Origin of the sequence: Nostoc sp. 2RC, assembly GCF_014222165.1 — a bacterium.
Lineage (GTDB): Bacteria > Cyanobacteriota > Cyanobacteriia > Cyanobacteriales > Nostocaceae > Nostoc > Nostoc linckia.
Genome location: NZ_JACKZU010000005.1, coordinates 1 through 17,766, shown reverse-complemented (window position 1 = coordinate 17,766; position 17,766 = coordinate 1). Strand labels below are relative to the sequence as shown.

Below are 17,766 nucleotides of genomic sequence, written 5' to 3'. Positions count from 1 at the left end.
AATTATACGAAGTTTAAATGATATTTATATTCAGATATTGGGAGAAAGCAAAAGCCTTTGTTAACTGATTTCATGATGTGAAAGTCTATAGCTAGAATATTTACCTGGCAGGATTTATAAGAAACTTTTCATTTAGCGATCGCAATTACTGATTTGGGAACAATAAATTCACAAATTACCAAAAAACAGTATGGTCAACAATCTAGTTATTGCGAGTATTCCCGGATATAGTTTGAGCGAACAACTTTACAATGGTTCCAGAACCATAGTTTATCGAGGGTATCGAGAAAGTGACTGTTTATCGGTAGTGATTAAACTGCTGAAAAATCCTTATCCCAGTTTCAGCGAACTTTTGTCGTTTCGCAATCAGTACACCATAACTAAAAATCTCAATTCACCTTTAATTGTCCAAACCTATAGTCTCGAAGCTTATGAAAATGGTTACGTGCTAGTGATGGAAGATTTTGGGGGAATTTCTCTTAAAGAATGGAGAGTTAGGCAAAGTGGACAATCTTTAGTGGATTTTTTAGAAATTGCCATCGCTCTGTGCAATACCTTAAATATACTCTACCAAGAACGAATTATTCATAAAGACATTAAACCCAGCAATATATTAATTAATCCCAAAACCAAACAAGTTAAATTAATTGACTTTAGTATTGCATCTTTATTACCACGAGAAACACAAACGCTAGTCAATCCCAATATTTTAGAAGGAACTCTTAGTTACATATCCCCAGAACAAACAGGGAGAATGAATCGGGGAATAGACTATCGCACAGACTTTTATTCACTAGGTGTAACGTTCTACGAATTATTCACAGGCGAGTTACCTTTTGCATCAAATGACCCAATGGAATTGATACATTCTCACATTGCTAAAACAGCGAAATTAGTACACCAAATTAATTCAGAAATTCCTTCGGTTATCTCAGAAATTATCAGCAAATTAATGGACAAAAATGCTGAAGATAGGTATCAGAGTGCATTGGGATTGAAGTTTGACTTAGAGAATTGTTTACAACAGCTAAGAGAAACGGCTTCCCTTGAAAGCTTTGAAATTGCCACTAGGGATGTGTGCGATCGCTTCATCATTCCTGATAAACTCTATGGTAGAGACATGGAAGTTCAAACTCTACTAGAAGCATTTGATAGAGTCAGTAATGGCGCAACAGAAATGATGCTCGTTGCTGGGTTTTCAGGAATTGGTAAAACAGCAGTTGTCAACGAAGTGCATAAACCAATTGTCAGACAACGCGGCTATTTTATTAAAGGTAAATTTGACCAATTTCAACGCAATATTCCCTTCAGTGCCTTTGTGCAAGCATTCCGGGATTTAATGGAGCAATTATTAACTGAAAGTGATGTCCAACTAGCACAATGGAAGAATAAAATTTTAGAAGCTGTTGGCGAAAATGGGCAAGTTATTATTGAAGTCATTCCCGAATTATCAAGAATTATTGGCGAACAATCACCCGCAGTAGAATTATCAGGAACAGCAGCACAAAATCGCTTTAATTTACTCTTTCAAAATTTTACTAAAGTCTTTACCAGTGCAGAGCATCCCTTAGTCATGTTTTTAGATGATTTGCAATGGGCAGATTCGGCATCACTGAAATTAATGCAGTTATTAATTGCTGATACAGATCATCTTTTCATCATTGGTGCGTACCGCGATAACGAAGTGCAGCCAGCACATCCATTAATGCTGACTTTGAGTGAAATTGAGAAAAGTCAAGCAACAATTAATACAATTATTTTAGTACCATTAAATCAACTGCAATTAAATAAATTAGTTGCTGATACACTCAAATATCCAGAAAATTTGGCATTGAATCTTTCTACATTAATTTATCAAAAAACTCAGGGTAATCCATTTTTTGCAACGCAGTTTTTCAAAGCGTTACATCAAGATGGGCTGATTAAATTTGATGTGGAATTAAGTTGTTGGCAATGCGATATTGCCCAAGTAACAACGCAAGTGGTTACAGATGATGTGGTAAATTTTATGAATCTTCAATTGCGAAAATTACCGCCATCAACTCAAGATGTATTGACGTTAGCGGCTTGTATTGGTAACTCATTTAATTTAGCAACTTTGGCAATTATTTCCGAACAATGCCAAATTGAGACGGCAGCTGCTTTGTGGAAAGCATTACAATCAGGATTGATTGTACCAATTGGTGATGTCTATAAATTTTATATTGGGCAAGAAAGTCTTGCAATTACTCAAGAAAATCAAGAAGCTGTTACATACAAATTTATACACGATCGCGTCCAACAAGCGGCTTATTCTCTGATTCCCAATGACCAAAAAACAGCAACTCATTTCAAAATAGGACAGTTACTCCGAGAAAATTTATCCGAGTTAGAACAAGAAGAAAAACTGTTCGATATTGTGGGGCATTTGAATTTAGGAGTTGAGTTAATTACTCAATCAAGGGAACGCCAAGCATTAGCTAAACTGAATTTGCAAGCTGGAGTGAAAGCGAGAAATTCTACAGCTTACGCCGCAGCAAGAGTTTATTTGCAAACGGGGATAAAGCTACTCCAGACAAACTGCTGGGAACATCAGTATGAATTGACTCTGAATTTGTATGTTACGGCTGTAGAAGTTGCTTATTTGAATGGTGACTTGGAGGGTATGGAACAGCAAGCCGCCTTTGTATTGCAGCAAGCACAGACAATTTTCGACAAAGTGAAAATCTACGAAATTCAAATGGCGGCCCAAATGGCTGCAAGCCAAATATTAGAAGCGATCGCAGTGGGAAGAGATGCACTAAGTCAATTAGGGGTGGATCTCCCCAGTACAGTAGATGAAGCCGAAATCGCCAAAGTGCTAGAAGACCTTGCAAGCCTTGAGGGCAGCAACAATCCATCTGCCCTAGTTAATTTACCCAAAATGAGCGATCGCACCGCCGAAGCAGCAATGCAACTATTAGGAGTGTTGTTTGCACCGATGTTGCTGGGAATGCCAGGTTTACTACCTCTGTTGGGCGCAACGATGGTGAGGTTGTCGCTTGAGTTTGGCAATGCCCCCGCCTCGACGGCAGGATATGGGCTTCATGGCATGATATTGTGTGACTTTTTGGGCGAAGTCGAAACAGGCTACAAGTTTGGTAGATTAGCACTCTTGTTGCTGGAAAGGTTGAATGCTCAGTCCATGAAGTCTGTGACTCTCAACTTATTTGGATCTTTCATCCAACATCACCAACAAGCACTCTTGGCAACACTCCCGACCCTCAAAGATGGCTACACCACTGGCATAGAAACAGGGGATTTTCTCTACGCTGGCTACAACATAGCAGCTTACGCCTGTAATGGGCTTTTTGCAGGTGTAGAGGTGGAGGCGTTGTCATCTGAATTAACTGCTTACAATGCTGTTCTAGCTCAGATGAAACAAGAATCCGCGCATATTTATTCGGATATGGTGTTGCAAACGGTAGAGCATTTGAGAGAAACGGTGAGCCAACCAGATTGCTTAATGGGCAGTGTCTACGATGAAACGGTAATGCTGCCAAAGCACCACCAGGATAACGATTTCACAGCGATCGCCATTGTCTACACCTACAAACTGCTGCTTGCCTACTATTTTGGCAATTATCAAGCCGCCCTGGACTACATCACTCAAGGCAAGTCTTATTTGATGGCAGTGTCGGGAATGTTTTTTATTCCTATTTTCCATTTTTTTGCCGCCCTAACTCATCTAGCACTCTTCCCCACCCAACCAGATGCAGAACAAGCCAAGCTGCTTGCTATTGCCGTAACTCATCAAACTGCTCTTTATCAATCAGCGCAAAATGCACCGATGAATCATTTGCATAAATGGTATCTAGTGGAGGCTGAACGTCATCGAGTTTTGGGTGAAAAAGCCGCAGCCAGTGAATGTTATGACCAAGCCATAAGTCTTGCTAAAGAACATCACTTCATCAACGAAGAAGCCTTAGCCAACGAAAAAGCAGCAAAGTTTTACCTGGAGTGGGGCAAACAACGCATAGCTCAGGAATACCTGATTGAAGCTTACTATAGTTATGCTCGCTGGGGTGCAAAAGCCAAAGTCGCCGACTTAGAAAAACGCTACCCGCAACTGCTGGCTGCCATATTACAGCAAACCCGCGCCGCCCTCTGTGTCAATGAAACCGTCTTTGCCTTGGGGAGTGTCACATCCAACAGTTCTGCAACTTCTAGCAGTAGTGTCTCAGATACCCTAGATTTAAAAGCTATTCTCAAAGCTTCTCAAGCTATTTCTGGTGAAATCGAACTAGAAAAACTGCTTTCATCGTTGCTTTCCATTGTCATCGAAAATGCGGGGGCTGATAAATGTGTGTTCATGCTGATGCTGGACAATCGCCTGTTAATCAAAGGATCGATTACTGGAGAGTTAAAGCCTGTTGTTTTGCAGCGTATTCCCATTGAAGATAGCCAGGATATTCCCCACAAGCTCATTTACAAAGTCTTGCACAACCAGCAGACTGTTGTGCTGCTGGATGCAACAGCAGATCCCACCTTCGCCAACGACCCATACATCATACGTCAACAGCCGAAAAGTATCTTGTGTAGCCCGATTTTGCGTCAAGGGAAATTGATGGGTGTTTTATATCTGGAAAATAATTTAACAAAGGGGGCGTTTACAAGCGATCGCGTCGAACTATTGAATTTACTTTGCGCCCAAGCCGCCATTTCTCTAGAAAATGCCCGATTGTATGAACGTTCTCAGGAATATGCCCAACAGCTAGAGCGATCGTTTACCGAATTGAGTGCAAGTAACTCTCGCTTTGAAAGACTTGTAGACAATGTGCCTGGAGTGGTTTACCAATTTATCATGAGTCCTGATGGCATCCTATCCTTAAACTACATCAGTGCCGATTGTTACAGTTTCTACGAAATTACCCCAGAACAAGCCGCTGCCGATGCCTATTTTTTCGACAAAATGGTACATCCAGATGATATGCCTTCCTACCAACAAGCCTATATTGACACCGTTCAAAACTCTGCTCCTTGGCATTGGGAAGGGCGAATAGTCACTCGATCCGGCATTGTCAAGTGGATTTACGGAGAATCGCGAACCAAACAACTGGCTGATGGTTCATTCATTTGGGATGGATTGTTTTTCGATATTAGCGATCGCAAAATTGCTGAACTTGCTTTGGAACAAAAATCTCTCTTATTACAACAAGCTCAATTACAAATAATCCAAAGTGAAAAAATGTCTGCTTTGGGTAACTTAGTTGCTGGTGTGGCTCATGAAATGAACAATCCTTTGGGTTTTATCACCGCTAGTCTTAAACAAGCTAAACCCACTTTCGCTGATATTCTTGAACACTTAAAACTCTATCAAGAAAGTTTCCCCAATAAGAACGATGAAATTGTTGAACACGAGTCAGAAATTGATTTGGATTATAGCCTAGAAGACTTGCCTAAAATGCTTGATTCCATGACAATTGCTTGCGAAAGACTGAAAAGTATCAGCACCAGCCTCCGCACTTTTTCTCGTGCCGATCGCGATTACAAAGTGCCATTTAATATCCATCAAGGCATTGATAGCACAATTTTAATTTTAAAACACCGCCTCAAAGCTAGCGAACACCGTCCAGTGATTGAAGTTATTACTGAATATGGAAATTTACCGCAAATAGAATGTTTTTCTGGTCAATTAAATCAAGTGTTCATGAATATTTTGGCTAATGCCATCGAAGCTTTAGAAGAATCAAATAACGGACGCAGTTTTGAAGAAATTAAAGCTAATCCCAACTGCATTACAATTACCACTTCAGTGGCAAATAATCTCGTTAAAATTACCATTGCTGACAATGGTAAAGGAATGAGTGAATCAGTTAAACAAAAGGTTTTTGACCATTTATTTACTACAAAAGCTGTTGGTAAAGGTACTGGATTGGGGTTGGCCATCGCTCGACAAATTGTTGAAGAAACCCACGGAGGTAAATTGAGTTGCAACTCTGTTTTAGGTGAAGGTACAGAATTTATTATTGAAATTCCAGTGTCATAGCAAAAAGACGCAAAGAAATTCTTTGCGTCTTGAACAGGGATTTAAAAATGGGCATTTTCGGCGTTATATGTCACCATTGAGCGAAACTTTATCGCGCCAGTACCAGCTTAAAAGCAGGCTACCTGCTACCAGCTTAATTACTTCCAGTAGCCAATAACTACCGTGTAGTAAACCCATTGTTGATGGAATAGCAACAGCAGCTTCAAATAAATTTAGCTGAATTCCAATGGCACACATTTGCGGAGTCAAGAAGTAGGTGTCAAGCACAGCTACACTCAGCAGCAGCACAGATATCACAATACTGCTAATACCCCTTTGAAATTGCGTTTTACTTAAAACTAGCGCTCCAGTTAAGACTACAGCAGCAGATAATAATTCCATACGATTAAAATTCCAAAAAATCGCGTAGCCAGCTGTAGTAAAACCACCTTGGTTCATCATCCCAGAAAGATAAAGGCTAGGCATAATTACCCAGTCCAAAACTAGGCTTGCACTGAGCCAAAAGCCCAAAGTCAATATGATAGCGGTTTGCCAAATTGGCCGTTTGAATGCAACGTTAGAAATAGCAGTCATATAATAATTGCCTGTGTTGTATTCTTAGTTTCTAACTTCAACAGTTACTTTGACAACAAATATCAATTAACCTTTACATTGATTGCCAATTATAGAGGGCGATCGCTCTTAATTCTTCACTCAATCCCAAGTTATTTTAAAGAGATTTAAGAAATATTAAAAACCTTTAAAAACTAATTTTATCTATGGAAAAGCTCAATTTTAGTGTTAGCAATCCCATAAGTAGGGGCCTACAGCTGTACATTGGTGTTAACTTAACGTAAAACCCTTGTAATGACGTTAGAGCAAACTTACTCAATTATTAACTAATCCGGAATCACCCCACCCCGGTTTTGTCTAAAGCCAAAACCTCCCCTCCCCGCTTGCGGGGAGGGGATTGAGGGGCAAGAGTTTAACCTGAAGTTGACACCAATGGGAAAGGAAAGATCCCTCCTTCTCCCTTTTCCCTTTTCCCTTTTCCCTACCCAAAGGGTTTTGCCCCATACCCATTAATACTGCCAACATTTTAAATCCCAACCAGAATTTGCTATTGCAACGGCAGCAACATAATTATTAGCAGGTACTAATTCAAAAAGACTCCAATCTTGGGATATCTGTAACTTGGCTGGTGCTGTGGGAGTGAGGAATACTTCAACTTCCTCTAGTTGGGAGAGTCCGTCGCCGGTTGCTTTTAAATAAGCTTCTTTGCAAGTCCAGTAACGGAAAAATGCTTCTTGCTGTTGGTTTGAAGCAAGCGATCGCAGCATTTCATATTCTCTCGGTAAAAAGAACCGTTTGGCAAGAGCTTCTAAATCTGAGACGGGACGAATATATTCTAAATCTACACCAATTTCACGCTGACAGTTCACCGCACACAACCCTAATTCTTGGGAGTGAGACAAGTTAAACTCTAGTCCACTCTTGACAAATCTTTCTGCTAATACTGGTTTGCCACGCTGTTGATAGTTAAACTGAATTTCTGATGGCTTAATACCCAAATAACGGGATAATATACTCCGCAAAATCCCACGCCCAGCGATGAAACGCTGTTGGTGTTGTGGAAAATGAAATCGTTCAGCACGAGTAATTTCGTCACTGGAAAGGGTATTTCTTAAATTTTGTAACTGTGGTTCTGGTTGGTTAAGTTTGATACGCCATACATGAATTTCATCGGGTAACAGATTTAAATCTGTCGGTGCAGGTAGCCAGAGATGATTAGGAGCAGTCAAGGAAGTTGTACTCTAGTTGTTAGTTTACGACAATTATTATCAATGGATTTGGTTTAAATAGGTCTGCGTGTATATTTATCCTGAAGATAAGGCAGGGGGCACTCAAGATGAAGCAAGTTTCATAGTCAAATATGAAAGCGGTCTTTTCCCATTCCCTACTCCCTGCTTTCAAGTCATGAGGCAAGAGGGTTTTAGCTTTATAATTTAGCCATAAGTAAGAGTTAAAAAAATATATTCCCAAAAAATCAATATAAAACTTAATATTTTCTCAGCTTAGTAATGGCGATCGCTCTCAATGTCTATAAAACTACGCTTGTTTCTCTTAAAATCTACCAGAAGATTCATTAGATGTTAACTTATGCTGTAAACACAACTACTGAATACTGAGTTACAGTAGCTGGAATCGCTTTTCATGAACAATATTGTCATTTATTGCTGTCAATATATGTAATTTTTTTATGACTCTAGAAGTACGATACTGAAGTTAACTTAAATCTTCTGAAAGAGACTACATTAAAACCCTTGACAGAGAATAGTCAATTTTCTTTTGGTTAGAACATTAGCTATTACTCACAGAAATTAGGAATTATGTCTCTAAGTATTTTGGTATAACCTAAATTTTCCAATAGTAACCTAGTAGGTTCTATGGGTAGGTAAGGCATCATTAACAACTACCGATTTGAGTCAGGTAGCTGGAAATATTTACTCAAGATGCCTATACAAACAGAACCAGAAATCAGTCGAGTTGATTATGAAACAATGATTTGGCTATCTGAAGTAAATATCTGTTAGCTGGTAAATAATTTTTCCCATAAACTGTTAAATCTGGAACAAAAAAACTTAGTCAAAGCTTGTTAAAAATCTATTAGAATTAATTTTTCTAGAGATAGTGAGGATTAATGATCGCTAATTTGGGATACCTTGGCTTCTTTGTGGTGCTACTAACAGCGCTACTATTAGCAATTAAGCAAATGAGCGTTGCTTTGGATGAACTAGATATTGAACGCTTTACTCTCTGGACAGGTATTGCTTCTGTTATTGCTGGGATACCGACTATATTGTGGTAAATTTCTAGTCAATTCTTTGTTCTAACCATTCTAAAATTCGATTCCATGCCCACCAAATGTCAGGGTCTTTTAATTGCTGCTGGCATTGTTTACTACTCACATAACCAACATGACCGCCGTATTGAGTGAGTAACAAATCTATTGCTGGATTATCATCGCAAGCTGCTTCCAATTCCGGTATAATAGCCGGGTCAAAAAGTGGATCGTCGCCGGCATAAATAATCAACGTTGGTTTTGATATTTGGGGCAATATTTTCAAAGCACTACTAGCTTGATAGTATGCCTCCACAGAAGGAAAACCTAATCGATGAATTACCAATTCATTGTCAAATCCCCAGATACTATTTGCTCGTTCAATAGCTTCAGGGTCAAAGCTTCCGGGATGTATTTCGTGTAATCGCCACGCCAGTTTTTTTAAATCTTTGGCAATTCCCGCCTCTATATATCTGCCGAAAGGTTTTGTAACTAGATAAGATAGCGATCGCTGTGAATCTAAACTCGGACAAATTACCATACCACCGCCAATATCGCTATCTTCTAACTCTAAATCCCCATACTCTCTAATTACTTCCCCAGCAACTTTTACCCCCCACAGCGCCAATTGTCCACCCAAAGAAAACCCTGTAAACCAAAATTTTCCCGGACATCCCATTGCTTTGGCAGCCGCAGCAATGCGAACATAATCTTCCCCCTCATAAAGGCCATCGGAAGTCAAAGTAGGCGATAATTGGGCTGTTTTGCCGTGGGCCCGCCAATCAAATAACACCACAGCATACCCTAAAGCGAAAGCCTTACGTCCTAGCAGTCTCAAATACCATTGTGTTTCTAACTCTCCGGTAATCCCATAAGTGCCGATAATCGTACCACGGGCATTTTCTGGGATGGCAACCAAGCCAAAAATTGGCACACCTTCACTGCCAATAAAGATTTGTTCGTGATAGGACGGTTCTGGATGTTCAATGGTAGTTTCCCAATAACGTTTTCCCCACAAAGCAGTGTATACAGTCATGAGGGCACCGTTTTGTAAAAACCAAGACGGATTGTAGGAGGGAGTATAACACATCATAGACTATAGGATTTCGTAATATTTGAGTCTTGATTTCACCGTCATTTAATCTTAATATTTATGTAAGATTTAAAATCTTTTTTAGAAACGATTTAAAAATCTTTGTATCTATCAAAGGTTCTTATTTATCCTTAATAAGTAGTAATAATTTTTTAAGAATGCCGAGGATTCTTGTCATAGACGATGACCCAGCGATTTCAGAACTAGTTGCCGTCAACTTGGAAATGGCTGGCTACGATGTTAGTCAAGCTGAGGACGGCATCAAAGGTCAAGCGCTGGCTCTCCAGCTACAACCAGACTTGATCATGCTCGATCTGATGCTGCCTAGAGTGGATGGATTTACAGTTTGCCAACGCCTGCGCCGGGACGATCGCACCGCCGAGATTCCCGTGTTAATGTTAACGGCGTTGAGCCAAACCCAGGACAAGGTAGAAGGCTTTAACGCCGGCGCAGATGACTACCTCACCAAGCCCTTTGAAGTTGAAGAAATGCTAGCAAGGGTGCGGGCACTTTTGCGGCGTACAGACCGCATTCCCCAAGCAGCCAAGCACAGCGAAATCCTCAACTACGGCTCACTCACCCTCGTTCCTGAAAGATTTGAGGCGATATGGTTCAACGAAACAGTGAAATTGACTCACTTGGAATTTGAGCTACTTCACTGCTTGTTGCAACGCCACGGTCAAACAGTTTCTCCCAGCGAAATCCTCAGAGAAGTTTGGGGTTACGACCCTGATGACGACATCGAAACAATTCGCGTCCATATTCGTCACCTAAGAACCAAACTAGAACCAGATCCCCGCCACCCCCGCTACATCAAGACAGTGTATGGTGCAGGATATTGTCTAGAGTTACCGAGTATACCTCCAGCCGCCGAGGGAGCTTCTGTAACAGTGGTGGAATGAAATCACCGCAGCAGTTCTGAGTAGTAAGTGAGATTTTCCAACTTGTAGAGACGTTGCATTGCAACGTCTCTATATTTTTAGAATCCTAAAGATAAATGGTATCAAAATTGCAGGATACATTGGTGACTGAGAGTTTGTTTGAAAAGTGGTTAATTGTGATTTTTATTACCCCCCTTAATCCCCCCTTGGTAAGGGGGGAAACAATAAAATCTAGTTCCCTCACGCCACTTGCTTCAAGCCGGGGAACCCGTCCAACGCAGTGGCTCCCCTTTATAAGGAGAGGGTTAGGGTAGGGTAAAAATATTTGATACATCAATCATGACTTTTCAAACATCCTCTGAGATGATAGGCCAAATTCTCGGTGGACGCTACCAAATTTTGTAATAACTTGGCAATGAAACAAGCACCCATACATTTGCCAGAAATCAATTACGTTTATGGTTTTCTTCCATAGCTTACGTTTTGATTAATGCTTTGTGTCAAAAATGTTTAACTAAAACCGAATTACAAAATGCTACTGTTGGGACTATTCGTAGCAAATTATTAAAGATGAAAATCGAAAATCCAGCATTCGACTATGACAATAATAAACATGACTATGCACAAGTCAGAAGGGCTGATAAACGAATATTCTCATATGTTCAGTCTGCTCTTGTTGACTTCAATACCGTTATAAATATTGGAGCAGGAACCGGTTCCTATGAACCACAAGATAAATATGTGATTTCAGTTGAGCCGTCTTCTGTTATGCGAAAGAAGCGACTTGCTCTCGGAAGAAATCCCGCGATAAATGCCTTTGCAGATAACTTGCCATTCGAGGATATGTCATTTGACGTTTCTTTGGCCATCTTGACAATACACCACTGGCCGGACTTGAAGGCGGGGCTTGAGGAAATCAAGCGAGTTACTCGAAGCAAAATCGTGATTCTGACTTACGATCCAGAAAGACTAGCAGACTTCTGGAATGTCAATTATTTTCCTAAAGTGGTGGAAGTGGAGAGCAAGAGGTATCCTGTCCTTGGTACTATTTCTTCAATATTGGGTAGTACACCCAAAGTATCAAAAATCAGGATACCCTTTGATTGCACAGATGGATTTCAAGAAGCTTTTTATGGTAGACCTGAGTTTTTCCTGAAAGAGGAAGTTCGTCAAGCGCAGTCTGCTTGGGGGTTCATCGACAAGGACATCGAACATGAGTACGTCGAACATCTGCGTTCAGACATTCAATCCGGTGAATGGGACAGATTGTATGGATTTCATCGAGAGATGCCATTTTTTGAAGGTGCATATCGGATGCTAGAATTTAACCTCACAGATGCTTCAACTTGATAATGCTACTGTCATGTTTTTTGCACGAAATTCCGCACAAAAAATACCCCTGTTTGATGCGTTGCAGAGTAGGTCAAAAAGTCTATATATGGAATTTAAGCGAGGACAGTATTAAATAATTAGTCCTCAGCACCCGAAATAATCTGATTTTTCAAGAGTTTAACGACTATAAACCTTCCATAAAACAAAATAAAGAAGATTATTTTCAAGTGGATAGGTCGCACTTCCAGAAGTACAGGATTGAGAATTAGACTTCTTGCATAAGTCGGGATAAGGGGCAGGGGGAAAGAGTAAAGGTTTTGTATTGTCCCCTTCCCCAATAAAGATGCATCCCTTTTCCCAACTCTTGCAAAAAACACTTTTGCAAGAGCTATGTCACCTCAGAACGCGCTTTTTTGGTGTCAACTGCGATCGCCCACGGTAAATTCTCTAAAATAATTTGCAGTCTGGGACTTGAAGTAACTGGTTCAATCGAGTCTGGGAAAAAGCAAACTGCTTCTACAGTAGTTAAGTGAAAATCTTGTTTCACTTTATCGATGGTGAATTGACTGTAGGGCATAGTAATTCGTAATTTATTGACAACCCTACTGGTCTGTTCCATTAATTTTGTAGAAAAAAAATGTCCGTAGTAAGGACTTTAGCCCTTGATTTTTAAACACTTTAGTGCTTACTACAAACCTTTCAGAACTAATGGGACAGACTAGTACCTCCTCAATTAACCTTCCAATGCCTTAGCAGTTTTCTCCTTATCCAACTTCAGAATTAACACACCCAAGGGTGGTAAACATAAATCCAAGGAATAAGGACGACTGTGCAAAGACCAATCATCTGTCCACTTACCGCCTAAGTTCCCCATATTACTGCCGCCATACTGACGGGCATCGCTATTGAACAACTCGGTATAAAATCCCTTTTCGGGTACACCAATACGGTAGTGAGAATGGGGTTGCGGTGTGAAGTTGCAAACCACGATCGCAAAGTCTTCAGTATCCTTGTCACGACGGATAAAGGAAACTACACTGTGGCGGTTATCGCTACAGTCAATCCACTGAAACCCTGGCTCAGCAAAATCCTGGGTGTACAAAGCTGGTTCGCTACGGTAAAGACGGTTTAAATCTTGGAAAAATGTTTTTAACTGTTGATGTGGTTCATACTGTAATAAATGCCACTCTAAGTCAGCCCAAACATTCCATTCACTCCACTGTCCAAATTCCATGCTCATAAACATGGTTTTCTTGCCTGGGTGAGCGAACATGTAAGTAAACAAGCAACGCACATTGGCGAACTTCTGCCATCTATCTCCCGGCATTTTGTCAATCATGTTACTCTTGCCATGTACCACTTCATCGTGGGACAAGGCCAACATGAAGTTTTCACTGTGGTTATACCACATACTAAAGGTGATATTGTTTTGGTGGAACTGGCGGAACCAAGGATCCATGTTGAAGTAGTCCAACATATCGTGCATCCAGCCCATATTCCACTTCAAGTTAAAGCCCAGTCCGCCTGTGTAGGTAGGCCAAGAAACCATCGGCCAAGAAGTGGATTCTTCAGCAATTGAGAGAATTCCCGGAAAATAGCTGAAGATAGTGTGATTTACTTGGCGGATAAAATCTGCTGCTTCTAGGTTTTCTCTGCCGCCGTATTGGTTGGGCAGCCATTCTCCTGGTTTGCGGCAATAGTCATTGTAGAGCATTGAAGCCACAGCATCGACACGAATCCCATCAATGTGGTATTTGTCAAACCAAAACAGGGCATTTGCCATCAAAAAATTTCTGACTTCGTGGCGACTGTAGTTGAATACCAAAGTACCCCATTCTTTGTGTTCGCCTTTGCGGGGGTCGGCGTGTTCGTATAAGTGGCTACCATCAAAGAATGCTAAACCATGACCATCTTTCGGGAAGTGACCAGGAACCCAATCTACAATGACGCCGATTTCGTTTTCATGACATTTGTCAACAAAATACATTAAATCTTCAGGCGTACCAAATCGGGAAGTAGGCGCATAATATCCAGTTACTTGGTACCCCCAAGAACCATCAAAGGGATGCTCAGCAATGGGTAGCAATTCTATGTGGGTGTATCCCAATTCTTTAACGTAGGGGATCAGTCGGTCTGCTATTTCCCGATAAGTTAAAAAGCGTGCACCTGGTTTAAGTTCGGAAACAATAACTACAGGTTCGGTTTCACCATTGGGGAGTTTAGCTGGTTCAGCACTAGAAGCGTGTAACCAAGAGCCTAAATGTACTTCATAAACAGAAACCGGCCCAGTTAAGGGGTCATTGTGACGCCGCTTTTCCATCCAGGCTTCGTCATTCCAAGTGTAAGCATCTAAATCAGTGACAATGGATGCCGTTTTGGGGCGGGGTTCCTGCTGGAAACCGTAGGGATCGGATTTTTCGTAAATGTGGCCTTCAAAATTTTTGATTTCATATTTGTAATGTTCGCCCACTCCAATTTCTGGAATGAACAATTCCCAAACCCCAGTGGGGCCTTTACGCATTTGGTGTTTGCGCCCATCCCAGTAGTTAAAATCTCCCAAAATGGAGACATTGCGGGCGTTGGGTGCCCAAACAGCAAAATAAACGCCCTTGACACCATTTATTTGGGTGGGGTGCGCTCCCAGTTTTTCGTAAATTCGATGATGGTTCCCTTCACCAAACAAATGCAAGTCAAAGTCTGTCAAATTGGGAGAACGGAAAGCGTAAGGGTCATAGGTGACACGTTCGTGTTCCCCTTCTTTAATCCGTAATTGGTAGTTTGCCAGTTCTGCGGTTTCAATGGTGCATTCAAAAAAGTTGGGATGATGAACTGCTTGCATTGGGTATTCTTTCCGTTGTTCGGGAAGAATGACCCATGCTGCACTTGCATTTGGTAGGTAGGCTCGCACAGCCCAGGCAGTTTTGCCATTGTGTTCTATGGGATGTGAACCTAGTATTTCAAAGGGATCGTGATGTTGGTTCCAAACGATGCGGTTAACCTGTTCAGGAGCGATCGTGGTCATGGACATGAAGCTACCTACGTGTAATAACGTGATTGACTAAACGTACTTTTTTAATATCTATATATATTCTTTACATTTATTTGCAATTTTGTCGCCATCGTTATCCTACCTCAGAAATAATTATCTGTATTTTGGGTATGGGGGATTGCAAAGAAGGGAAAAGGGTAAGAGGCAAGGCGAAAATCCTTCCTTTTCCCTTTAACCTTTCCCCTTTTCCCTACCCGAAGGGTTTTGACTAAATACTTAAAAATGGGAAAAACTGGAGTAGGGTTTTACGTATACGAAGTAAAAAAATTTGGTCGCGAATTTTGGGGTCTAGTTTTGGTGGGGGTGCCTGTTGCAACTGTATTTCTAACTGGGCATATTCGGCAGCAGTCAAAAATCTACCATCAATGGGCGATCGCCCTTCTATAATAATCTGTGCCCGTAATATCTCTTCTGGTATGTCCTCTGGGGGTGGTAATGCTATTACTGGCGATCGCCTATAACTACTTAACAATACAATTGTTGTAATTATTACATTTACTAAAATTAATTGTACTATTTTTTTGATTTTAATATTTGATAATAAGTATTTTACCTGAGATGACATAACTGGTGTTGGAGCAAACTCTTACACTGCGTTGTCAAAATATGCTGACATGGAAAAATTCTGAAATTGTTAGTTAATAAGCGTTGAATTTTAGCAATATTTAAGAAGCCTAAAACATAGGCTTCTTAAATTGGTGTAAAATCTCGTACTTCTACGTAAATGCAGGCTAAGGGAAGCATCTTTGCCAGGAGAAGGGTACAGAAGTTGGAAATTTTGAATTCTGCTACGAAGTCGGAGATCGGGCTTCCTTTAATCTCAACTTCACTAAGGGAGTTCCAAGCCAAAAAATATTCCATAGAAGATTCTTAAGTGTTGACTGTTGACTGTGAACTGGAGCCACTGCGGTCTTAGGGTTTCCCAAAATAAAGCAAGTGGCGTTCAACAGTCAACACTTTAACCGGAATAATTTATTTTTTGGAGTTTGCCAATTGTGCTTACTCGACGAATGAGCAAGCTAGACCAGCGTTTCCCACATCAGCTCTACAAAATTCTCACACTAGAACACACAGCGGCAGCTTTTATGTGAACTTGATGAATTCAAGTTTTTGGTGAGTAGCTTTGTTAGTAAGCTATTCTCGGCTGACTTTAAATCAATTTTCAGAGTGCTTTATTTAGGACTAGCAGTCGGGGTAGCTGCGGGGGTAGCTGCGGGGGTAGCTGCGGGGGTAGCAGGCGCGTCTGTTGGTTCACCTGTAGCAGCTGGAGTACTAGTACCAGTACCACCATTTTCACCACCACCTTCACAAGCTCCAAGCATTGCAGCCAGACTTAACATGAGAGCCAAACCAAAGATTTTTGTTTTCATAACTCCTCTTTCACCAATTGTGGCTAGAAAAATTTTTCGCCTGTTGAATACGATACCGTATTTATTGCTTTTTTTTAAATGCTGTAAGACTACATACTTAAAAAAACAATCCTTCGGGGTATTGTTTTTCAAACTAGGTATCGTACAGGCATTTGATTGGTTTTTTGAACTCAGGAGCAAAATCCAAAGCACTAAATTGTTTTCTCAGCTGAGTTATCATAGCAAAAATTTTATCTCAGAGTATTGCACCTTACGGCCATCCGTTGCCATACTTTAGGTGCAATATATCTAAAGAGCCAGTTATTCAGTCTATAATCGCTGATTGCAAGATTCTAATATCTAGAGGATGCAAACATTGATATAGCTAGCTATTACAAGAGTTAAAAGGGTGTAGTCTGTTATTTGTGTTTATTGCATATAAGGGTATTTGAACCTGAGCAAAAATAGACAATCAATTGAAAGTAGAGTATTTTCCATCTAAAAAAACTTATGGTTGTTGCTCGTAAATCAACTGTTTCTACAAAGAATACTGGGTTTTGGCGAGATTCAATTCTTTCTTTGGGTAGGCGACGACGTTCTGCGCGTCTGGAGTCAACAGCACAGAGTGATTCTATACCTATTAGCCCAGCGGCACCAGTATCCTCTACAACAAGAAAGCATTCCTCAAAAAAATTATCGATTTCTTCTACGAATGAGGCAGTAATGCCAAAATTACCTAAAGAGTTGGGCAGACAACAACTGCCAAATCTTAACGACCAATCGAATCAAAGCAACAAGAGTCCAGAGACAGGTTTTCTTGGTCTTCCCATCATGTCTGGTTCTGGAGCAACACCCTTATGGTTGCTGCGTTTATACACTTTTCATCGTTATTCATCAGTTTTGGCATTTTTGTTAGTAGCAGCGACACTTGCAGTTTATGGCTGGACAGTGTATTCTCAAGAGCTTTGGAGTCAGTCGTATCGCAGACTGCAAAATCTCCAACGTCATGAGCGGCTCTTGACAACAACTAACGCAACGCTGACAAACAAAATGGCACAGGAAGCAGAACAGTCAAAAACAGGGCTGGTATCGCCAACTCCTGAAGGAATGATTTTCTTACCTCCTGCATCTTCTAACTCTGAACTAGCATCGCCTAACACAAAACCAAATCCTCAACCTCAACAACAAACAGTCTCGCCGTTGGGGTATTGAGGGGATGAGGGGATGGGGGAGA

The 17,766-nt window shown here is 40.8% G+C and carries 12 protein-coding genes and 1 pseudogene; 6 read left to right on the top strand and 7 right to left on the bottom strand.

The features are described 5' to 3' along the window. The first annotated feature begins 190 nt into the window (after positions 1-190). Complete coding sequence (locus GNE10_RS01410) at positions 191-6,007, top strand: ATP-binding sensor histidine kinase (RefSeq protein ID WP_185563326.1); 5,817 nt, start codon at positions 191-193, stop codon at positions 6,005-6,007. Positions 6,008-6,070: 63 nt separating this feature from the next. Here GNE10_RS01410 and GNE10_RS01405 read toward each other — a convergent pair whose 3' ends face one another. Both GNE10_RS01405 and hetI read right to left on the bottom strand, forming a co-directional pair. Beyond that, on the bottom strand, positions 6,071-6,580 hold the full coding sequence (locus GNE10_RS01405) for a hypothetical protein (protein WP_099073047.1): 510 nt from the start codon (positions 6,578-6,580) through the stop codon (positions 6,071-6,073). A 488-nt stretch (positions 6,581-7,068) separates the two neighbouring features. Beyond that, positions 7,069-7,788 (bottom strand): 4'-phosphopantetheinyl transferase HetI, encoded by a 720-nt coding sequence (gene hetI / locus GNE10_RS01400; RefSeq protein ID WP_185563325.1) that lies wholly within the window; start codon positions 7,786-7,788, stop codon positions 7,069-7,071. Positions 7,789-8,687: 899 nt separating this feature from the next. Between hetI and GNE10_RS01395 the strand changes: the two genes are divergently transcribed. Then, complete coding sequence (locus tag GNE10_RS01395) at positions 8,688-8,855, top strand: hypothetical protein (protein WP_180267479.1); 168 nt, start codon at positions 8,688-8,690, stop codon at positions 8,853-8,855. A gap of 4 nt (positions 8,856-8,859) precedes the next feature. On the opposite strand, the gene GNE10_RS01390 is transcribed toward GNE10_RS01395, so the two are convergent. Beyond that, on the bottom strand, positions 8,860-9,921 hold the full coding sequence (locus tag GNE10_RS01390) for a YheT family hydrolase (protein ID WP_185563324.1): 1,062 nt from the start codon (positions 9,919-9,921) through the stop codon (positions 8,860-8,862). Positions 9,922-10,079: 158 nt separating this feature from the next. Here GNE10_RS01390 and GNE10_RS01385 point away from each other — a divergent pair, with 158 nt between their 5' ends. The 3 genes and pseudogenes from GNE10_RS01385 (at position 10,080) to GNE10_RS01375 (ending at position 12,152) form a co-directional block, all read left to right on the top strand. Beyond that, a complete protein-coding gene (locus tag GNE10_RS01385) occupies positions 10,080-10,823 on the top strand; it encodes a response regulator transcription factor (protein ID WP_099070477.1) in 744 nt (247 codons plus the stop codon). A gap of 393 nt (positions 10,824-11,216) precedes the next feature. Further along, positions 11,217-11,375 (top strand): annotated as a pseudogene (locus GNE10_RS01380) (transposase); the annotation flags it as partial. A 3-nt stretch (positions 11,376-11,378) separates the two neighbouring features. Then, the gene (locus tag GNE10_RS01375; RefSeq protein WP_311774778.1) at positions 11,379-12,152 is read left to right on the top strand and encodes a class I SAM-dependent methyltransferase; all 774 of its coding nucleotides are present in this window, start codon (positions 11,379-11,381) and stop codon (positions 12,150-12,152) included. 370 nt (positions 12,153-12,522) lie between these two features. Here the strand turns inward: GNE10_RS01375 and GNE10_RS01370 are convergent, their stop codons facing one another. The 4 genes from GNE10_RS01370 to GNE10_RS01355 form a co-directional block, all read right to left on the bottom strand. Then, entirely contained in the window at positions 12,523-12,753 is a 231-nt protein-coding gene (locus tag GNE10_RS01370; RefSeq protein WP_260446709.1) for a hypothetical protein, read from the bottom strand. 114 nt (positions 12,754-12,867) lie between these two features. Then, entirely contained in the window at positions 12,868-15,162 is a 2,295-nt protein-coding gene (gene glgB / locus GNE10_RS01365) for a 1,4-alpha-glucan branching enzyme (RefSeq protein ID WP_185563322.1), read from the bottom strand. A 229-nt stretch (positions 15,163-15,391) separates the two neighbouring features. Next, on the bottom strand, positions 15,392-15,748 hold the full coding sequence (locus GNE10_RS01360) for a hypothetical protein (RefSeq protein WP_185563321.1): 357 nt from the start codon (positions 15,746-15,748) through the stop codon (positions 15,392-15,394). A gap of 607 nt (positions 15,749-16,355) precedes the next feature. Next, complete coding sequence (locus GNE10_RS01355) at positions 16,356-16,553, bottom strand: hypothetical protein (protein WP_099072799.1); 198 nt, start codon at positions 16,551-16,553, stop codon at positions 16,356-16,358. 489 nt (positions 16,554-17,042) lie between these two features. Here GNE10_RS01355 and GNE10_RS01350 point away from each other — a divergent pair, with 489 nt between their 5' ends. Continuing rightward, on the top strand, positions 17,043-17,744 hold the full coding sequence (locus GNE10_RS01350; RefSeq protein WP_185563320.1) for a hypothetical protein: 702 nt from the start codon (positions 17,043-17,045) through the stop codon (positions 17,742-17,744). Positions 17,745-17,766: the final 22 nt, after the last annotated feature.

Bases quoted from the DNA above. Each gene is read 5' to 3' on its own strand.
- GNE10_RS01390 (WP_185563324.1), bottom strand. From the start codon at position 9,921: ATGATGTGTTATACTCCCTCCTACAATCCGTCTTGGTTTTTACAAAAC.
- GNE10_RS01410 (WP_185563326.1), top strand. From the start codon at position 191: ATGGTCAACAATCTAGTTATTGCGAGTATTCCCGGATATAGTTTGAGC.
- GNE10_RS01370 (WP_260446709.1), bottom strand. From the start codon at position 12,753: ATGGAACAGACCAGTAGGGTTGTCAATAAATTACGAATTACTATGCCC.
- GNE10_RS01395 (WP_180267479.1), top strand. From the start codon at position 8,688: ATGATCGCTAATTTGGGATACCTTGGCTTCTTTGTGGTGCTACTAACA.
- GNE10_RS01350 (WP_185563320.1), top strand. From the start codon at position 17,043: ATGGTTGTTGCTCGTAAATCAACTGTTTCTACAAAGAATACTGGGTTT.
- glgB (WP_185563322.1), bottom strand. From the start codon at position 15,162: ATGTCCATGACCACGATCGCTCCTGAACAGGTTAACCGCATCGTTTGG.
- GNE10_RS01405 (WP_099073047.1), bottom strand. From the start codon at position 6,580: ATGACTGCTATTTCTAACGTTGCATTCAAACGGCCAATTTGGCAAACC.
- GNE10_RS01385 (WP_099070477.1), top strand. From the start codon at position 10,080: ATGCCGAGGATTCTTGTCATAGACGATGACCCAGCGATTTCAGAACTA.
- GNE10_RS01355 (WP_099072799.1), bottom strand. From the start codon at position 16,553: ATGAAAACAAAAATCTTTGGTTTGGCTCTCATGTTAAGTCTGGCTGCA.
- GNE10_RS01360 (WP_185563321.1), bottom strand. From the start codon at position 15,748: ATGTCATCTCAGGTAAAATACTTATTATCAAATATTAAAATCAAAAAA.